12 protein-coding genes and 1 pseudogene are annotated in these 18,691 nt (G+C 71.0%); 6 read left to right on the top strand and 7 right to left on the bottom strand.

The window, feature by feature from the left end; genetic code table 11:
- The first annotated feature begins 3 nt into the window (after positions 1-3).
- Genes AMIS_RS23880 through AMIS_RS23860 form a run of 5 tightly spaced genes read left to right on the top strand, consistent with a single transcriptional unit; the run spans position 4 to position 4,616 of the window.
- The gene (locus AMIS_RS23880; RefSeq protein ID WP_041831211.1) at positions 4-894 is read left to right on the top strand and encodes a sugar phosphate isomerase/epimerase family protein; all 891 of its coding nucleotides are present in this window, start codon (positions 4-6) and stop codon (positions 892-894) included.
- Positions 891-1,862 (top strand): sugar ABC transporter substrate-binding protein, encoded by a 972-nt coding sequence (locus tag AMIS_RS23875; protein ID WP_014444967.1) that lies wholly within the window; start codon positions 891-893, stop codon positions 1,860-1,862. Before AMIS_RS23880 ends, AMIS_RS23875 begins: the two co-directional genes overlap by 4 nt.
- Positions 1,859-2,848: an ABC transporter permease gene (locus tag AMIS_RS23870; RefSeq protein WP_014444966.1), complete on the top strand. Its 990-nt coding sequence runs from the start codon at positions 1,859-1,861 to the stop codon at positions 2,846-2,848. Before AMIS_RS23875 ends, AMIS_RS23870 begins: the two co-directional genes overlap by 4 nt.
- Positions 2,845-3,609: an ATP-binding cassette domain-containing protein gene (locus AMIS_RS23865; RefSeq protein WP_014444965.1), complete on the top strand. Its 765-nt coding sequence runs from the start codon at positions 2,845-2,847 to the stop codon at positions 3,607-3,609. Before AMIS_RS23870 ends, AMIS_RS23865 begins: the two co-directional genes overlap by 4 nt.
- Positions 3,609-4,616: a Gfo/Idh/MocA family protein gene (locus AMIS_RS23860; protein ID WP_041830017.1), complete on the top strand. Its 1,008-nt coding sequence runs from the start codon at positions 3,609-3,611 to the stop codon at positions 4,614-4,616. The genes AMIS_RS23865 and AMIS_RS23860 overlap by 1 nt, the downstream gene beginning before the upstream one ends.
- Before the next feature lie 14 nt (positions 4,617-4,630).
- Here AMIS_RS23860 and AMIS_RS23845 read toward each other — a convergent pair whose 3' ends face one another.
- The 3 genes from AMIS_RS23845 to AMIS_RS23835 form a co-directional block, all read right to left on the bottom strand.
- On the bottom strand, positions 4,631-6,589 hold the full coding sequence (locus AMIS_RS23845; RefSeq protein ID WP_014444963.1) for a LysM peptidoglycan-binding domain-containing protein: 1,959 nt from the start codon (positions 6,587-6,589) through the stop codon (positions 4,631-4,633).
- 128 nt (positions 6,590-6,717) lie between these two features.
- Positions 6,718-7,554: an alpha/beta fold hydrolase gene (locus AMIS_RS23840; protein WP_014444962.1), complete on the bottom strand. Its 837-nt coding sequence runs from the start codon at positions 7,552-7,554 to the stop codon at positions 6,718-6,720.
- Positions 7,555-7,607: 53 nt separating this feature from the next.
- Positions 7,608-7,889, bottom strand: a complete 282-nt coding sequence (locus tag AMIS_RS23835; RefSeq protein ID WP_014444961.1) for a peptidoglycan-binding protein — start codon at positions 7,887-7,889, stop codon at positions 7,608-7,610.
- 469 nt (positions 7,890-8,358) lie between these two features.
- On the opposite strand from AMIS_RS23835, the gene AMIS_RS23830 reads away from it, so the two are divergent.
- Positions 8,359-9,213 carry a S1C family serine protease gene (locus AMIS_RS23830; protein ID WP_014444960.1) on the top strand — a complete coding sequence of 285 codons (855 nt, stop codon included), beginning with the start codon at positions 8,359-8,361 and terminating at the stop codon, positions 9,211-9,213.
- Positions 9,214-9,225: 12 nt separating this feature from the next.
- Here the strand turns inward: AMIS_RS23830 and AMIS_RS23825 are convergent, their stop codons facing one another.
- From AMIS_RS23825 to AMIS_RS23810, 4 genes and pseudogenes are all read right to left on the bottom strand, one after another.
- Complete coding sequence (locus tag AMIS_RS23825) at positions 9,226-12,696, bottom strand: ABC transporter ATP-binding protein/permease (RefSeq protein WP_014444959.1); 3,471 nt, start codon at positions 12,694-12,696, stop codon at positions 9,226-9,228.
- 76 nt (positions 12,697-12,772) lie between these two features.
- Positions 12,773-14,008, bottom strand: coding sequence for a styrene monooxygenase/indole monooxygenase family protein (locus AMIS_RS23820; protein ID WP_041830016.1), 1,236 nt, complete (start codon positions 14,006-14,008; stop codon positions 12,773-12,775).
- A gap of 916 nt (positions 14,009-14,924) precedes the next feature.
- Positions 14,925-16,636 (bottom strand): annotated as a pseudogene (locus tag AMIS_RS23815) (IS1182 family transposase).
- Between the two features lie 772 nt (positions 16,637-17,408).
- Positions 17,409-18,596, bottom strand: coding sequence for a metallophosphoesterase (locus AMIS_RS23810; RefSeq protein WP_041830015.1), 1,188 nt, complete (start codon positions 18,594-18,596; stop codon positions 17,409-17,411).
- Positions 18,597-18,691: the final 95 nt, after the last annotated feature.

Genomic DNA, 18,691 nt, shown 5'->3' with positions numbered 1-18,691 from the left:
GGCATGCTGCGCCTGGGCAGCTGCCCCGACTCGTGGGGTGTCTGGTACGCCGACGACCCCCGGCAGACCCCGTGGCGGCGGTTCCTCGACGAGCTCGCCGAGGCTGGATACCGCACCCTGGAGCTCGGCCCCTACGGTTACCTGCCCACCGATCCGGCGCGGCTCGCCGACGAACTGGCCGCGCGCGGGCTGACCTGCGCGGGCGGGACGGTCGCCGGGGCCGGCGGGCCGCACCAGAACCTTCCCGAGGTGCTCGCCGCGACCCGGCGGGTGGCCGAGCTCACCGTCGCCGCGGGCGGGCGCGACGTGGTGTTCGTGCCGGTGCCCGGGTACCGCGACGACGCGACGGGCGGCTATCTCGCGGCTCGCGAACTCGGGTACGGGCAGTGGCGCACCCTCGCCGCGAACACCGACACGCTGGGCCGGATGCTCGCCGAGGAGTACGGTGTGGCGCTGCGCTTTCACCCGCACGCCGACTACCAGGTGGAGAACCAGCAGCAGGTCGAGCGCTTCCTGGAGATGACGGACCCGCGGTTCGTCTCGCTCTGCCTCGACGTCGGCCACCTCGCCTACCGCGGCGCCGACGTCCTCGGCCTGATCCGGGACTACCCGGAGCGGGTCGGATACGTACACCTCAAGCAGATGGACCCGGGCCTCGCGGCCCGCGCCGCCGCCGAGGATCTGGCCTTCGGCCAGGCCGTGGCGATGGGCGTGAGCGTGGCCGCGCCGGCCGGCGTGCCGGAGATCCCGCCGGTCCTGAGCGCGCTGTCGGCACTCGGCCGCGACCTGTACGTGGTGGTGGAGCAGGATATGTACCCGGTCGGCTTCGACATCCCGCTGCCGATCGCCCGTCGCACATATTCCTATCTGACATCCCTGGGAGAGTTCGCATGAGATATCGCCTACTGGCCGCGGGCGCCGCGGCCGTCCTGCTGCTCGCCGCATGCAGCGACGGCGGCCGGGAGGAGGAGCCCGACGCCTCCGGCGGCAGCGCGAAGCAGCCGACCGGTTACACGATCGCGTTCGTCACGCACGAGACGCCCGGCGACACGTTCTGGGACAAGGTGCGGGCCGGCGCCGAGCAGGCCGCCACCGACACCGGCGTCGAGCTGAAGTACTCCAACGACCCGGACGCCGGCAAGCAGGCCACGCTGATCCAGCAGGCCGTCGATTCCAAGGTGCAGGGCATCGCGACCACGCTCGTCACCCCGGACGCCCTGGCCGGCTCGGTGAAGGCGGCGACCGGCGCGGGCATCCCGGTGGTCGGCCTCAACGCCGGCATCGACCAGTACAAGAGCCTCGGCGCGCTGATGTACTTCGGCTCCGACGAGACTCTGGCCGGGGAGAGCATCGGCGAGCGGATCGCCGCTGCCGGCGGAAAACACCCGATCTGCGTGATCCACCAGCAGGGCTCGGTGTCTCTGGAGGCGCGCTGCGCGGGCGTCAAGTCCAAGGTGGCGGGCACCGAGAACCTCCAGGTCAACGGCGCCGACGACGCGGCCGTCACGACCGCGCTGCAGGCCAAGCTCGCGCAGGACAAGACCATCGACTACATCGTGACGCTCGGCGCGCCGATCGCCCTGGACGCGATCCAGGCCAAGGAGCAGGCCGCCAGCCAGGCCAAGCTGGTCTCCTTCGACCTCAACAAGGAGATGGCGCAGGCGGTCAAGGACGGCAAGGTCGAGTTCGCCGTCGACCAGCAGCCGTACGCGCAGGGCTACATGGCTGTCACGTCGCTCTACCTGTACATCAAGAACGGCAACGACCTCGGTGGCGGCGGCCCGGTGCTGACCGGCCCGTCGTTCGTGGACTCCAGCAACATCGACAAGATCCTGCCGTTCACCGAGAAGAACACCCGGTGAGCCGTCCGGTCCGGCTGCTGGCGCGCCCGGAGGTGGGCGCGCTGGTGGCAGCTCTGGCGATCTTCCTGTTCTTCCTGGCGGTGGCGCCGGCGTTCCGGTCGGCCGGTTCGCTGTTCACCGTGCTCTACCAGTCGTCGACGATCGGCATCGTCGCCGTCGGCGTCGGCCTGCTGATGATCGGCGGCGAGTTCGACCTGTCGGCCGGTGTGATCGTCACGTCCGCCGGGCTGGTGAACTCGCTGTTCTGCTGGTATTTCGGGGTCAACCTCTGGGTCGGGGCGCTGCTGTCCCTGGTGTTCTGCCTCGCGGTGGGATTCCTCAACGGGTGGCTGGTGATGCGGACCGGCATCCCCAGCTTCCTGATCACGCTGGGGACGTTCTTCGTGCTCCAGGGCGTGAACCTGGGCGTGACGAAGCTGGTGACCGGTTCGGTCTCGTCCTCCGACATCTCGGACATCGACGGGTTCTTCAGTCTGCAGAGCGTCTTCGCGTCCTCCTTCGGGATCGGTGACGTGACCGTCTGGACGACGGTGCTCTGGTGGATCCTGTTCGTGGCCCTCGCCTCCTGGATCCTGCAGCGGGCGCGGGCCGGCAACTGGATCTACGCGGTCGGCGGCGCGGCGGAGAGCGCCCGCGCGGTCGGCGTCCCGGTGGTCCGTACCAAGATCTCGCTGTTCGTGGCGGTGTCGTTCCTCGGCTGGTTCGTCGGCATGCACAACCTGTACCGGTTCAACACGCTTCAGGCCGGCAACGGCGTCGGCAACGAGTTCCTCTACATCATCGCCGCGGTGGTCGGCGGCACCCTGCTGACCGGCGGCTTCGGCAACGCGATAGGCGTCGCGATCGGCGCGTTCATCTTCGGCATGACCAGTCTCGGCATCGTCTACGCCGGCTGGGACCCGAACTGGTTCCGGGCCTTCCTCGGCGTGATGCTGCTGCTCGCCGTGCTGGTCAACCACTACGCGCGAAGGTGGGGTTCACGGTGATCGAACTCGTCGGGGTGGGCAAGAGCTACGGCCCGATCCGGGCGCTGCACGACGTGTCGCTGAAGGCCGAGGCCGGATCGGTGACCTGCGTGCTCGGCGACAACGGCGCCGGCAAGTCCACGCTCATCGGGATCATGTCCGGTCTGCATCCGCACACCTCCGGCTCGCTGCTGGTGGACGGGAAGCCGACCGTCTTCTCCTCGCCGCGGGAGGCGCTCGACCTGGGGATCGCCACCGTGTACCAGAACCTCGCGGTGATCCCGCTGATGGAGGTCTGGCGCAACTTCTTCCTCGGCTCCGAGCTGACCGCCGGGCGCTTCCCGCTCGCCGGGATGCGGATCAAGGAGATGAAGCGGGTCGCCGACGCGGCGCTGCGCGACATGGGCATCGTGCTGGCCGACATCGACCAGCCGATCGGCACGCTCTCCGGCGGCCAGCGGCAGGGCGTCGCGATCGCCCGGGCGATCCACTTCGGGGCGAAGGTGCTGATCCTCGACGAGCCGACGGCGGCGCTCGGGGTGAAGCAGTCCGGCGCGGTGCTCAAGCATGTCGCGGCGGCGCGGGACGCCGGGATCGGGGTCGTGTTCATCACCCACAACCCGCACCACGCCTACCTGGTCGGGGACCACTTCGTGATCCTCAAGCTGGGGTCGGCGGTGCTGGACGCCCGGCGCGGCGAGGTGACCCTGGAGGAGCTGACCGCCCAGATGGCCGGCGGCGACGAGCTGGAGCAGCTGGCCCACGAGCTGGGCAGGGGGTGATGAGCCTCCGGGTCGGCGTGATCGGGACCGGGGCGATCGGGCGTGACCACATCCGGCGGCTGACAAGCGTGGTCGCCGGGGTGGAGATCGTCGCGGTCGCCGACGCCGACCCGGAGCTCGCCCGGCGGGTCGCCGGGGAGGCCGGCGCCCGGGTCCTCCCCGGCGACCGGCTGATCGGCGAGCCGGACGTGGACGCGGTGCTGGTCTGCTCGTGGGGCGCCACCCACGCGGACTACGTGCTCGCCGCCATCGCGGCCGGCAAACCGGTCTTCTGCGAGAAACCCCTGGCCACGACCCCGGACGCCGCCCTGGCGATCGTGGACGCGGAGGCGCGGCGCGGCAAGCGGCTGGTCCAGGTCGGATACATGCGGCGCTACGACGACGCCTACCGCGCGCTCAAGCGGGAGCTGGACGGCGGCGTGATCGGCGCACCGCTGATGATGCACTGCGCCCACCGCAACGCGTCCGTGCCCGCCTTCTACCGGCCCGACGACATGATCACCGACACCGCGGTGCACGAGATCGACATGCTCCGCTGGCTGTTCGGCGCGGAGATCGTCGCGGTGCGCGTGCTCCGGCCCCGGACCGGCGGCCACACCGGCGACCTGCCCGAGCCGATGCTGCTCGTGCTGGAGCTGGACGGCGGTGTGCTGGCCGACGTCGAGATCTCGGTCAACGCCCGGTACGGCTACGACATCCGGGGCGAGATCCTCGGCGAGAGCGGGACGGCCGCGCTCGGCGAGCCGGGGGTGGTGGCGGTGCGCAGCGCGGGACGGCTCGCCGTGCCGATCGCGGGGGACTGGCGGGAGCGGTTCGGGCCGGCGTACGACGCGGAGCTGCGGGACTGGGCCGGGACGGTCCGGGCCGGGCAGCCGCCGGGCGGGCCGAGCTGCTGGGACGGGTACGCCGCGACCAGTGTGTCGGCCGCGGCGCTGTCCTCCCTCCGTACCGGGGAAAGGGTCGTGGTCTCTCTCGGCGATCAGCCGGAGCTGTATCGCCGGGAGTGACCAGCGGCGGGTTCTCAGTTCGGCAGGATCAGGGTCTGACCGGGAACGATCCGATCAGGGTTGTCCAGGACGTCACGGTTCAGCCGGAAGATCTCCGGCCAGCGGTTGCCGTCGCCGAGCTGGGACTTGGCGATGCCGAAGAGCGTGTCGCCCCGCTTGACGGTGTAGAGCCGCGGAATCGGGCCGACCGGCTGCTTCGGCGGCAGCTGAAGCACCTGACCGGGAATGATCCGGTTGGGGTCGCGGATCTGCTTGCGGTTGAGCACGTAGATCTGCGGCCAGCGCTTCTCGTCGCCGAGCTGGGACCGGGCGATGCCGGCGAGGGTGTCGCCGGACTTCACCGTGTACGTGGCCGGCTGCGGCGGCGTGGTCACCGGCGCGCCGAGCACACCGGCGAGGCGCAGCAGGTCGGGCAGCTCGTAGGTGCCCGGCTTGGCGGCCGGCAGGGTGGGCCGCCAGCCCGGGATCTTGAGGATCGAGTCGGTGCTGCGGCGGACCAGCCCGATCAGCACGTCGGCCACGATCGTGCTGCCGACCGTGCCGAGCCGGGCGCCCCGGTTCTGGACCTGGGCCTCGGCGAGGATGTAGTACCAGAGCGGGGTGCGGGTCAGGAGGCTGCCCTTGCGCAGCGCCCTGGCCTGGTCGCTGTCGGCGTCGCCGGTCGCGTCGAGAAGCTGCTGCGGGGTCAGGACCGGTACGCCGAGGTGACGCGCGACCGCCTGGCCGGTGGGGATCCGCAGGCGGTACCCGCGGAGCAGGTTGCGCACCGCGAGCCGGGCGGCGAGGTCGGGCGTCTCCCGCTGGCCGTCCAGGGTCTGCAGGTTGAACAGCGCCTGGTCGCCGACCCGCGCCAGGGTGGTGTCGATCTTCCGGGCCTTCTGCCCGTTCTCGCCGGCGATGTTCTCCCACTGGATGATCCAGTTGTTCGGCAGCTTCTCCAGATTGCGCAGTTGTCCGCTGAGGGCGGTGAAGGTGAAGAGGTCCTCCAGGGTGGCCGGGCTGGTGCCCTCACCGAACCTGAAGTTGACGTTGAAGTTGTAGGTGCCCCGGACCATCGAGTGCCCGAACCGGTACGCGGCCACCGAGAACTCCAGGGGCATGAAGAAGCCGGCGCCGTAAGGGTTGAACCAGCGGTTGCCGTTCTTCACGATGTCGTCCACGATCTCCTTCTCGCAGACCCGGCTCAGGAAGTCGTGCACCACGATGTGCTGATAGTGCTGGCGCAGTGTCCGCTGGGCGACCTCGAACGACATGCCCTGCTTGGCCAGCGCGTTGTGCGCCTTCAGGAACGCCAGGTGCAGCTGGGAGATGATGGTGTTCTCGTCGTTGCGCCCGTCGCCGATCTCGGCGGCGCGGTCCAGTTCCGGTTTCGCGTTGCGGCCGAGCCGGGGCAGGTCGTTGTTGTTGTCCTTGCCCGGCACCTGCTTGAACGGCACGTCGCCGCTGATCACGTCGGCGTTCGTGCCGATCTCCATGAGGTTGTGGTTCTTCGGGTCGACCGGCGCCGGCGGATCGTAGAGGCTGTCCAGGTCGAGCGCGGCGGTACGCCCGTTGCGCAGCGCGGTGCGGACCTGGTCCAGGCTCATCGGCTGCATGCCGTCGGCCACCAGGTCCTGGACCGAGCCGGAGCCGATGCCGTTGCCCGGTTTCTGCACCTCGAGGGTGATGTCGTGGTCGACGAACTGGCCGAAGTACGTGTAGATCGCCGGGATCTCGCTGTTGTCGCCGCGGTCCGGGTCGGCCATCGCGGTGCCCAGCTCGGCGAGCAGCTTGGTGGTCTGTGGCGTCTGCTCGACCAGGTTCTCCGGGTCGTCCTGCAGGTCCGGGAAGAGCAGGTCGAACGGGCCTGGCGGCGGCGCACCGGTCAGGGCGAACGTCGCCGTCGCGGAGGTGGCGCTGAAGGCCGCGACCTCAGCACGACCGATGATCAGGTCTTCCTCGGTGATGATTTTGCCGTGTGACAGACGCGCCATGGTGGTTTCCCTTCGAGCCCCGGGCCCGGGATCGGTAGTGATACCCCGGCCACGATAAGAAGGTTCCACCACGGAGAGAGACGCGTGGATGACACTATGGAGTGGTTCTGTTCGCAGATGGTGTCGATTCAGCCGTTCGAGCGTTTACCGAGCATCGCCGCGACGAATTCCGCGGGCTTCTCCACCCACGGATAGTGCCCGCAGTCCTCGATCACCACGGCCTCGCCGTCCGGGAAGATGTCCGCGAGCGCCACCACCGGGGCGAGGCCGGTGAGGCAGTCCTCGGCGCCGGCGATCACCGTGACCGGCGCGGTGACCCGGCCCAGCAGCGCGGCGAAATCAGCCGGGGGCTCGACCCCGAAATACGCCCGCATGGCCGGCAGCGCGAACCGGCCGGCCCGGGCGTGCTCCTGCTCGATGCGGGTCCAGGCGGCGTACCCGAGCGGGGCGCACCGGGCGTACCAGGCGTGGAAGGCGTCCTCGCCGCTCAGGTCCGGTCCCTCCGCGGCCGCCGCGACGGCCGCGTCGAAGACCGGCTCACCGCCCCGGCGGGCCCGCAGCCGGTCGGTGTCCGCCGCCACGCCGACCAGATGCGTGGCCGGTGGCGTGATCAGAATCAGCCGGTCCAGCCGCTCCGGGAAACGGGCCGCGTACGCGGTGGCGAGCCGGGTGCCGGCCGAGTGCCCGGCGAGCCGGATCCGGTCCAGGCCCAGGTGCTCGCGCAGACCCTCCAGGTCGGCGGCCTGCTCCCAGTAGGACCCGTGCTGCCCGCCCGGCGACCGGCCGACGCCGCGCAAATGCGGGATGACGAGGCGCTGCCGCGCGCCGAGGCCGCCCAGATCACCGAAGTAGTCCGGGTGGCGGGCGGCCCCGCCGGCCAGGACGATCAGCGGGGGCTCCGCCGAGCCGGGATGGGTGTCGTCGTGATACAGCTGAGCGCCGTCGGCGCCGGTGTGGATCGGCACGTCCCGACCCTACCGTGGGTCCGACGTGCTCAGCGGAGCACGACGAGCGCCCCTCAGGCTGCCTCGATCCGGGTGAGCTCGCGGGCCTCCGACGCGTACCGGGCGAGCAGGTGCGCGGTCGCCGGACCCGCCACGCCGTCGGCGGGCAGGCCGGTGCGCTGCTGGAAGTAGCGGACCGCCTCGGCCAGCTGCGCGTCGTCGTCACCGATCCGGACACCCAGATCGGCGAAGAGCGCGCGCAGTGTCGCCGGGTCGGCGGGCGGGGCGACATCGGTCCAGCCGATCAGGCCGCCGACCGCCGTGCCGACCACGCTGAGCATTCCTCGTGCGGACATACCGTGCCTCCCGGTGCGAGCTGAGGATTCCAGCGTCGCGAAACCGGCTGTGCACGACATCTGACGGAAGTCTCCGATTGCTGTGGACCTCTGCCACTTTCGGCCGATGTCCTGCGGCTATCTCTCGTCCGGCGCGAGCGGCTCCGGATCGGCGGACGCCGGCGACGCCGGCAGCGGGGCTGTGGAGAAGCGGGGAGGCAGCTGGGGGAGGGCTGTGCGAAGAGCAGCGGCCGGCTCACTGATCGTGGGACCGAAGGGACGCCGTTCGACTACCGTTCGCGTGGTGTTCGTGGGGGACACCCGGCAGACCTTAGAGGTCGGCGTGGTCCGTTCCGCGCGCCGCGCCGGTTCTGTCCGTACGGGTGGCCGGAGCCACCCGTACGGGCTACCGCCCGATCGCGATCCGCACACAGTGAAGTCACAGATCGCTCACCGCTGGCCATTAGCGTGGCGGCGCATCGTTCCCGGTATGACCGATCTGCTGACCCGCCCCGCCGCCGTCGACGAGCAGCCCGCCGCCCCGATGGATATCCACATCCCGCCGGTGATGATCAAGCCGCCGCGGGATCCGCGATGGAGGAGGCGGGTGGCCGGCGGCGCCGCGGTGCTCGTGCTGGTGGCCGGCGGGGGCAGCGCCGGGGCGTACCTGATGGAGCAGCATCTGCACACCACGACCACGGCCGCCGTGGCAGCGGACGTCGCGACGATCACCGAGGGGACCGACCTCGCCCCGATCGTGGCGCAGGTGCAGCCCAGCGTCGTCACCGTGCTCGTCGACGGCGCGCAGGAGTCGTCGCTCGGCTCCGGCGTGGTGATCGGCGCTGACGGCCTGATCCTCACCAACAACCACGTGATCGCGTCGGACGGCACGGTCAGCGTGCGGCTCTCCACCGGGCAGACCGTGCCGGCGCGGGTGGTCGCCGCCGACGCCACCCACGACCTCGCGCTGGTGCAGGCCACCGGCCTTGCCGGACTGACACCCGTCACGTTCGCCACCGACGACAGCGTGGCGGTCGGCGACACGGTCCTCGCGTTCGGCGCGCCGCTCGGTCTGGAGGGGACCGTGACCTCGGGCATCGTCTCCGCCCTGGACCGCAGCCTGGACACCGGCGACGAGAAGCTCACCGGGCTGCTGCAGACCGACGCCGCGATCAACCAGGGCAACTCGGGCGGCGCCCTGGTCGACACGTCCGGCCGGGTGGTCGGCATCAACGTCGCGATCGCCACCGCCGGTGACAGCACGGGCAGTGTCGGCCTGGGATTCGCCATCCCGGCCGACACCGTCACCGGTGTGGTCGCCCAGCTGAAAGCACTGGCCGGTTAGGCCGCCCGGGAATCAGCCGGCCAGGTGCCCCCAGCGGGACTCCAGCTCCTGCCACGTGCCCTGCGCCTCCGCCCGGCCGCCGATCAGCACGACCACCCGGTCGGCCTGCGCGAGCGCCGCCCGTTTCGAGGTCGAGCCGACCACCGTCACCCCGTGCGAGCGCAGCGCCCGCCACAGCTCCAGCTCCGTCGTCACGTCCAGCGCGGACGAGACGTCGTCGGCGATCAGCAGCTCGGTGCGCGGCGCGAGCGCCCGGGCCAGCGCCAGCCGTTGCAGCTGGCCGCCGGAGAGCCGGGTGCCCTTGTGCCCGATGAGCAGCTGCAACCCGCCGCCGGCCGCCGCCAGGTCGTGGTCCAGCTGGGCCACGGTCACCGCGTCGGCCGCGTCCACCTCGTGCCCGAGCGCGATGTTGTCGGCGACCGTCCCGGAGAGCACCCGGGGCAGCTGAGCGACGTACCCCACCTGGTTGGGCCGCAGGAACATCTCCGGCTCGGCCACCTGCTCGCCGTTCCAGCGCAGCTCGCCGGTGTGGTGCACGATGCCGGCCAGCGCGCGCAGCAGCGACGACTTGCCCGAGCCGACCGGTCCGACCACCAGAACCAGCTCGCCCCGGTCGACCGTGAGGTCGATGTCGCGTACCCCCAGTGCTCCGTTCTCGTGCACCGCGCTGAAGTGACGCAGCGAGAGGGTGCGCAGCGGGTTGCGCGGCGCCGTCGGCGGCGCCGGCGCCGTCCCGGCGGAGATGTCCACACCCGGCACCTCGGACGTGTACGCCGAGACGCCGGCCATGGCCACCGTGCGGCGGGTCCACACCTTCGCCGACGGGAAGTGCGACACCAGCGACGCGATGGTCCAGGCGAACCACCGCGCCGACCCGAGGGTCGCCACCGCGATCAGCGTGGCCGCCGCGCTGAGCTGCCCGGTCAGGTAGAGGTACCAGGCGGCGATCGGCAGCAGGCCGCTCGCGACCGACGGGGTCGACCGCGCCCAGACCTGGATCGCGATCTCCCGCCGCTGCAGCTCGCTGCGGGTGGCGTCGAGCCGCGCCAGATGCTCCAGCACCGGCTCGGTCGCGCCGGCCAGCTTCACCGTGCGCGCCGCCGACAGTGACGAGACCAGCGACGTCGCGAACGCCGCCCGGGCCGCCACGGTCCGCCGGGCCGCCTGCTCCAGCCGCGGCCCGAACAGCGTCGCGGCCAGGCCGGAGAGCACCATCGTGCCGACGAACAACCCGGCCGGCACCGCCGACTGCGAGGTCAGCGTCATCGCCACCACGGTCACCACCGCGACGCCGTTGTCGATCAGGTTGTCGGCCAGCATGACCACCCGCTCGGTGTCACCGCCCTGCGCGACCACCTCGGCCGGGGTGTGCTTGCTGACCCGGCGCGGGCCGATCTGCCCGTGCAGCAGGCGCAGGCTGATCCGCAGCATCTGCCGGACCCACCACTCCGGGAACCAGGCGCCGGTGTAGTACAGCGTCGGGATCAGCGCGAGCAGCGCCGCCGCGATGCCGATCGCCGGGTAGAGCGGGTTGCCCTGCCCGTCGACCACGTCCGCCCAGAGCAGCGGCAGGATCGCGCCGTCGAGTCCGAAGAGGACCAGCAGCAGGAAGAGGCTGACCGCGCCCAGGCCGTACCGTTTGTCGTTGGTCGCCAGCCGCACGATCTCCCGCATGGTCCGGGCCTGCGGCGGCTCCGGCAGCCGCGGCGGATCGACGCTGGGCAGCGGGCCGGCGAGGGCGTCCTGACCGAGCTCCACCTGCAGCGCGGTGTCCCAGTCGTCGCTCTCGGCGACGCCGGCGTTGCGGACGTTCCCGGCCGGGACCGCCAGCCTGCTGCTCGCCATCAGCTCCGCGAACCGCTGCGACTCCTGCAGCGGTCCCTGCTCCAGCAGCTCGCCGTCGGCGAGCACGACCACCTCGTCGCAGCGTTGCACGCTGGAGAGCCGGTGCGCCACGATCACGCCGATCCGGCCGCGCAGCAGCCGGTCGGTGGCCCGCTGCACCCACGCCTCGGTGACCGGGTCCATCCGCGCGGTCGCCTCGTCGAGGATCACCACCTGCGGGTCACGGACCAGGATCCGGGCGAACGCCACCAGCTGTTCCTGCCCGGCGGAGAGCTTGTAGCCGTTCTCCCCGAGCCGGGTGTGCATGCCGTCCGGCAGGCCGGCCACCCAGGCGGTCAGGCCCAGCTCGTCGAGCGCCTCGCCGGCCCGCGGCAGCAGCTGCGGGTCGAAGAGCGCGATGTTCTCGGCGAGCGTGCCGGCCAGGATCTCGGTGCGCTGCGGGACGATCGCGGTCCAGCGCCGCAGCCCCTCCACCCCGATGTCGTTGACGTCGACGCCGCCCAGCAGGACCGTGCCGCGGGGCACGTCGACGGCCCGGGTCAGCACCTTGGCCAGGGTGGACTTGCCCGAGCCGGTGCGGCCGATCAACGCGTACGAATGGCCTCGTCTGAAGGTGACGGTGATGTTCTTGAGGGCCGCCGGCCGGGTGGGATCGTAGTGGAACGTCAGGTTCCGCACCGACAGATCGCCGTCCATCGGATCCACGCCCTCGGTCGGCTCCTGCTCGACCTGGCTGAGCAGCTGCACCCGGCTCCAGGCGCCGAGCGCGTTCTGCAGCTCGGGCACCATCCGGGTGACGTGCTCCAGCGTGCCGCCGAAACCGAGCGCCAGGAGCCACACCGCGGTGAGGCGCGCGCCGTCGATCTCTCCGGCCATCAGGGCCCAGGCCCCGGCGACGACCAGGACCGCGATCAGGGTACGGGTGATCGAACCGGCCCCCATGGTGATCCTCGACGACGAACGCCACACCAGGCGGCCCCGGCGCAACACCTCGGCGGCGCGCAGCGCATAGAGCCGGCGCACATAGGGCGCCGCCAGGCTGGTCCGGACGTCGTCCTGCCCGTGGATCGCCTCCTCCATCACCGCCGCCAGGTCCGACCAGGCCTCCTCCTCGGAGATGCGCAGCGGGGAGATGCGCTGGATCGGCTTGTTCATGACGACGAAGAGCAGCACCGACACGACGATCATCGCGATCGCGGCCGGCCACCAGACGAAGAACGTGGTGACGACCGACAGGCTGGCGACCGCGAGCGACTGGGCCAGCCGCACGCCGCTGCCGCGCAACTCGGCGCCGACCTGGTAGACGTCCGAGTCGATCCGGTCGAGCAACTCGCCGACCGGCGTGTTCTCCAGGGTCGGCACGTCCTGGCCGAACGCCACCCGGTTCAGCCGGCGGCGGACCCGGGCCGCCCAGTCGGCGGTCAGCCGGGCCACCACCAGGCCCACCACGACGTCGCTGATCACGCCCGCGACCAGTGCGCCGACCAGGACCGTGAAGAGCGGCCACGACTTGTCGACGAGCACCGGACCGGCCACGGCGAGCGCGAGCGCCCCGCCCGCGGCCCCGAGGACGATCAGGAACGCGACGAGCGCGGTGCGACTTCGGCTGGTGGCCCACAGGTCGCGGAGCAGACGCATGAAGAAGTCCTCGGTGCGGAGAGGGGGAAGCGGTGTTCCCCATCCTGCGCGGCTGCTGTGAGGCGGCTCAACCGGTTTATTCTGCCCTTGTCACGGCTTGTAGGTACGTTTCGGCTGATGACGGGTCGCTGAACCACGTGAGCAGGTCGTTCGGGTCGGTGAAGCCGTGCGCGAACCGCCGCGCCACCGCCGGGATCGCCGCCGCGGCCCCGAGGATCCGCTGCGCGTGCGGTGGCAGCGGCTGCAGCATCCCGTTCGTCCACAGCGTCACGGCTCGGGCGTGCGCCGACCAGAACGACTCGAACGTCGCGGTCATCCACTGCTCGTCGAACGCCTCGTCGCCGCGCCGCAGGATCGCCTGCAGATAGTGCTGGGCCGCCTTCGCCGCGGTGTTCGCGCCCTGCCCGGTGATCGGGTCGTTGGAGATCACGACGTCGCCGATGCCGAGCACGAGACCGCCGCTGGGCAGGTGCGCGACCGGCGTGCGGACGGTCGGCGTGAACCGTCCCTCGATCGTCGCCCGGTCGTCGGTGAGCCGCACCGCGGCGCAGCGCTCGGCGAACCAGGGCAGGTTCTCCTTGACGAGGCTCAGCGACAGGTCGAGCAGTTCCTCGCCGCTCTTCGTGCCGAACACGTCGAGCGGGCCGCCCGGGACCGCCTCCCAGAACAGGATGTCGCACGGGCCGGTCCTCGTCAGGGACGGGATCACGAACAGCTCGCCGAACCCCGGGATCGCGTGGAACTCCACATGCGGCTGCGGCCAGGCCTGCTCCGGGGCCAGCCCGTGAACGTACGCGACCGAGAGCGCCCGCTGCGGCTGATCATAGGGTGACCGTTCCGGATCGCGCCCGAACAGCTCGATGAGGTCGCCGCGCCCGGCCGCCACGATCGTCAGGTCGAACCGTGGCGCGAGCGCGTCCAGATAACCCGGGCTCACCGGCTGGTAGACGACCTCCACACCGGCCCGCTCCGCGTCGGCCAGCCAGCCGACCATCTTGATCCGCTGGTCGACGGAGGAGGCCGGGCGCTCCAGCGGCGCGGTGAACTGCAGCGCCAGATTGCCGGGCGGGGCGGCGAGCTGCACGTGCAGGCCGTGGATCGGCGGGGCCAGCCGGTCCCAGTGGTTCAGGCCGTAGGCACGCTCGGTCTCCAGCGCCGGGTCGAACATCGCCTGGGTCGAGGTCGGGGCGCCGTCCCGGATCTCGCCCGGGGTGCGGGCCGACATGAGGGTGACGCGGTAGCCCTCGGCGGCGAGGCTCAGGGCGAGTTGGAGGCCGGCCTGTCCGGCGCCGACTATCAGGACGTTGCGCAAGCTGTGTCTCCCCGTGGTGAGGTCCGTCATCGATGGAAGCCCTCACCGGCACCGTACACAGCGAAGTCCGAATATGACTATCGGTAAGATCACCGCCCTGTCCGGATGCGCTCCCGGGTTCCATGTGGGCCTCCACAGAAGACGCGGTGTGGCCCTCCCTAGGACCTTTCCCGGTACGCGCGACCCCTTCCCAAACCCCGCCGCGCCGTCCCGCCACCGCCACCCCTGACGCCCCTTCCGCCGGCGCCCGAAACCGCCGGCCCCGGCGTCCCCCCACCCTCACCCGCCCCGGCCCCGCCCCGGCCGACGCCGCCCCGCGCTGCCCCGCCCCGCGCTGCCCCGCTCTCCCTTGCCCTGCCCGGCCCCGCGCTGTCCCGCCCGGCCCGACCTTGCCCCGCCCGAGTCCGAGGTCGAGGCGTGATTCGCAGCCGATTTCCACACGCGAGGAGCCGACCCGCCCGTGTGCGGAGTCGAGTCGCGGGTCGCGTCCGCTCAGTCCAATGGCATCGATTGCAGCTAGTGTCCCGGTGCATCCGTCGCGTGATCGTCGCTGCTGATCGGGCCGTGGATCGTGGAGCTCCGCGGGCCGGCTGGCGCTGAGCGTCGTCTGACCGGCCCGGAACAGCACTGAAAGCCAGCCGACCAACGCGAGCTGGCGCCCAGTGCTGTCCCGGGCCGCTCCAGCAGCACCACGCACCAGCCGGACCAGCCGGCGCTCATCGCTGATCCGGCGATCCGGCGATCCGCAGATGTCCCGGTCCATGTGTCGGGCAATGATCGCGTCCGCCCGCAGATCGTGGAAGTTCGTGGGCCGGCTGGCGCTCAGTGTCGTCCAACCGCGTATGTCACAGCACTAAAAACCAGCCGGTCATGGCGAGCTGGCTCCCAGTGCTGACCCTGCTGGTTTATTCGGTGGTTAGGCGGCGAGGGTGAAGTTGAGGCGTTGGAGGTGGGTGGTGCGGGTGCGGTTGATGGGTTTGCCGGTCCAGTAGTGGTCGAGGCGGATGATGTTGATGGCGGTGGCGGCGAGGGTGTGTTCGAGGGTGGTTTTGGGCAGGCCGCGGTAGCGGGCGGTGCGGATGCCGGTGACGTGGGTGGTTTGGCGGATGGTGCCTTCGACGCCGGCGCGGGTGTGGTAGCGGGTTTTCCATTCGCTGGTGTTCTGCTGGGTGCGGTGGGTGGTGGCGGCTTCGTGCAGGTCGCGGGGTTGCAGGCCGATTTTGCGGCGGTCGCTGGTGGTGCAGAGTGGTTTGACGGGGCAGGGCCGGCAGGTGTGTCGGGGCCAGGCGACGATGATGGTGTCGGTGCCGTGGGATTGGGTGGGTGTCCAGGTGCTGCTGGTGTGGCCTTGGGGGCAGACGCTGTGGTGGGTGTCGTAGTCGATGGTGAACGCGGCTTTGTCGTAGCCGTTGCCGGCGCGGGCTTGGGTGGAGTTGTCGGTTAGCAGGGGTGCGATCAGGGTGATGCCGTGGTCGCGGGCGGCGGTGACGAGCAGGTGCGCGGACGGGTAGCCGGAGTCGACCAGGTGTTCGGCGGGGGTCAGGTTCTTGTCGGCGAGTTGCTGGTGGATGGTGGCGGTCATCGCGTTGTCGGCGGTGCTGGCCGCAGTGGTGACCACGTTCGTGATCAGGTTCGGGTGGTCCCCGCGTCCGGTGCTGCCGCTGGCGGTGCGGGGTTCGGGTGGGTCGCAGGTTTCGGTGAGGTGGACTTTGTATCCGGTCCAGGCCTTACCGCGTTTGGTGGCGTAACGGGCGTCGTGTTCATACGGCGAGGCGATCCGGTCTCTGGCCGGCGGGACACCGTCCCCGCTGGGGGCGGGGTCCCGCCGTCGCACCTCCCGCCGGCCGCTGCGGTCGGTGTCGCCGCAGAACTGCTGGATCCAGATCCGGCGTAACGCCTGGACCGCGGGGATCTCGGTCAGCCAGGGCGGGGCGTCCGGCTGGTGCACGGCATCGAGCAGGTGATAGCCGTCGCGGCCGTACTGCAGCAGCAGTTCGTCGCGTCGGGTCTGGCTGGCCGGTAGCCGCAGATTGTCGATCCGGGCGCCGTAAACGTCGAGCCAGGACGCGTCGATCACCGTGGTCAGCCAGTCCGGCGTCGCGGCGGACAACGCTTCCAACGCGGCCCGCACCGTTTCCCCGGCCAGCTCCAGACGGTTGAGCCGGCGGATCGCCGCGAGCACATGCGTGGAATCGGTGCGCTGCCGACCGGCGGCCTTGACCAGCTTCAACGCGGCCAGCCGCTGCAACAACGCGTCCAGCGCCAGACTGCTCAGCTCACCATCGACCAGCCTCGCCCGGAACTCACTGAGCACACTGGCATCGAACCCCGGATCGTCCAACTCCAACCCAGCGCGTATTTCCAGGTGATCCGGTCCCGGACCGCCTCAGCGGCCTGCCGATCGGTGAGATCCTCCGCGAACTGCAACACACTGACGATCATCAACTGCGCCGGAGAAATCCCCGGCCGTCCCCGCACCCCGAACACAGCCACAAACCGGCCGTCCTCATACACCTGACCCAACTCATCACGGATCCGCGTCGCCAGATTCCCCTTCCGAAACGCCGCCCGCGCCATCCGCGCAGTCTGCTCCGGAACCTCAGGCCACGGCCTTGGCTGCATCGACATGACCACACAACTCCATCGACGGCCATAGGTAACGGACACGCCCACCGAATAAGCCATCAGGGTCAGCGCTGCCACCCGGCCCTTTCAACAGCACTACGCACCAGCCGGACCAGCCGGCACCCAGCGCGACAACACTGACGGCCAGCCGGACCAGCCGGCACGCAGCGCGACAACGCTAACGGCCCGCCGGACCAGCTGGAGCGAGGCTTAACGGCGCAGCGAGCCACCACGATCCAGCGGGGAAGACGCGCTTAGCGACGGCCCTGCCTTCGCTGCGGTAATCGTGATCGGCACGCCACTTTCCTCGCCATTGGACGCAGCATTCAATCTAGGTTCCTAGGATGACCAAGCCGTGGTGAACTTGAATACATTCAGAACGTGCGTCGACTCCGGTCATCACGGGCGACGAGCGAAACAGAGGACAGGAACCGGAGAAGCGCGGCCGTCAGCGTGTATCCCGGGCGTGGCGGACGCTCCGTGGAACATCGCCGCCACGCCCGGGTCGCAGAGAGCGGGTCCGCGCACCGGCTCGGCGGCTCGCATTGTGATGATGCGCGCCGCGCATCCGTCAGTCGTGCGCCCGGTCTCGAGCCGCGGGCGGACCGCCGTCGACGCCGAGCGGCGAGCCCCGCCGCCCACGCTGAGCGGCAAGCCCTCGCCCGCCCACGCTGAGCGGCAAGCCCTCGCCCGCCCACGCCGAGCGACGAGCCCCTGCCGAGCGACGAGCCCCTGCCGAGCGGCGAGCCCCTGGCGAGCGGCGAGCCCCTGCCGCCTACGCCGGCTGGGGGGAGCGCAAAGTCAGCAGCGTGATCTCGCTAGGGGCGAAGATCCGGAACGGTGGGCCCCAGAAGCCCGTCCCCCGGCTGGTGTAGAGCTGGGTTCGCTCGGAGTGGCGGGACAGGCCCTGCAGTGCCGGCTGGTCGAGGCGGACCAGGTAGTGGAAGGGCCACATCTGGCCGCCGTGGGTGTGGCCGGAGAGCTGGAGGTCGACGCCGTGCTGGACGGCGCCGGTGATCTGGTGTGGCTGGTGGGCGAGGAGCAGGATCGGCAGCGACGGGTCGGCGCCGGCGAGGGCGGCCTCGTGGTCGGCGTGGTGGCCGGGGAGGCCGGAGCCGGCGGCGGTGCGGTCGTCGACGCCTGCGACGATCAGGGTGTCGCCGCCGCGGGTGACGGTGATGTGTCGGTTGTGCAGGGCGTCCCAGCCGAGCGAGGTCATGTGCTCGACCCAGCCCAGGGCGCCGCTGTAGTACTCATGGTTGCCCGTCACGTAGACCCGCGCGTGCCGCGCCCGCACGTCGCCGAGCGGGGCGGCCTGGGACAGCCGCTGGTGGACCTCGCCGTCGGCGATGTCGCCGGTGTGGGCCACGACGTCCGGGTCGAGCGAGTTGATCACCTCGGTGACGCCGCGGGACCAGCGGGAACGGTCGATCGGACCGTAGTGCGTGTCGGTGATCAGGACGACTCGCAGGCCGTCGAGGCCGGGACCGAGCCGGGGGATCGTGACGTCGACGCGCCGGACTCTCGAGACGCGCATGGCTTCCGCGTACCCCCAGGCCAGCAGGACCAGGGAGATCAGAAGGACCACCGCGGTGACCACGCGGGAGCGCACCGGATCGGCGACGCCGGCGAGGCGCAGGATCAGGCCGAGGGCCTGGCCGAGCACGGACCACGTGAACAGCACCCAGATCACGCCGAGGAGCGTGTCCGCCAGTTTGGACGCGGTGTCGCTGTGGCCGCCGTGCCCCCGGAACATCAGCACCGGGAACCCGAGCGCGACGAGCACGAACACCGCGGTGCCGGCGACCCGGACCAGCAGCGGCCAGTCGTTGCCGGACCACAGCAGCGTCACCATCGGCACGCCGAACAGCAGCGCCACCACCGCGAGCACCACGAACCCGAAGATCGCACGCCGCGGCGAACGACGCCGCGGCTCGCTCTCGACCGCCTCACCCACCGACATGAGGGCAAGCATGCCACCGCCCTCCGACAAAAACCCGCGGAGGTACGGTGTCCGCCCCGCCGGACAACCGCATCATGGCCCGTCCCGCCTTTTCC

The sequence above is a fragment of the Actinoplanes missouriensis 431 genome (assembly GCF_000284295.1).
Classification (GTDB): Bacteria; Actinomycetota; Actinomycetes; order Mycobacteriales; family Micromonosporaceae; genus Actinoplanes; species Actinoplanes missouriensis.
This window is presented reverse-complemented; position numbering and strand designations above follow the sequence as displayed.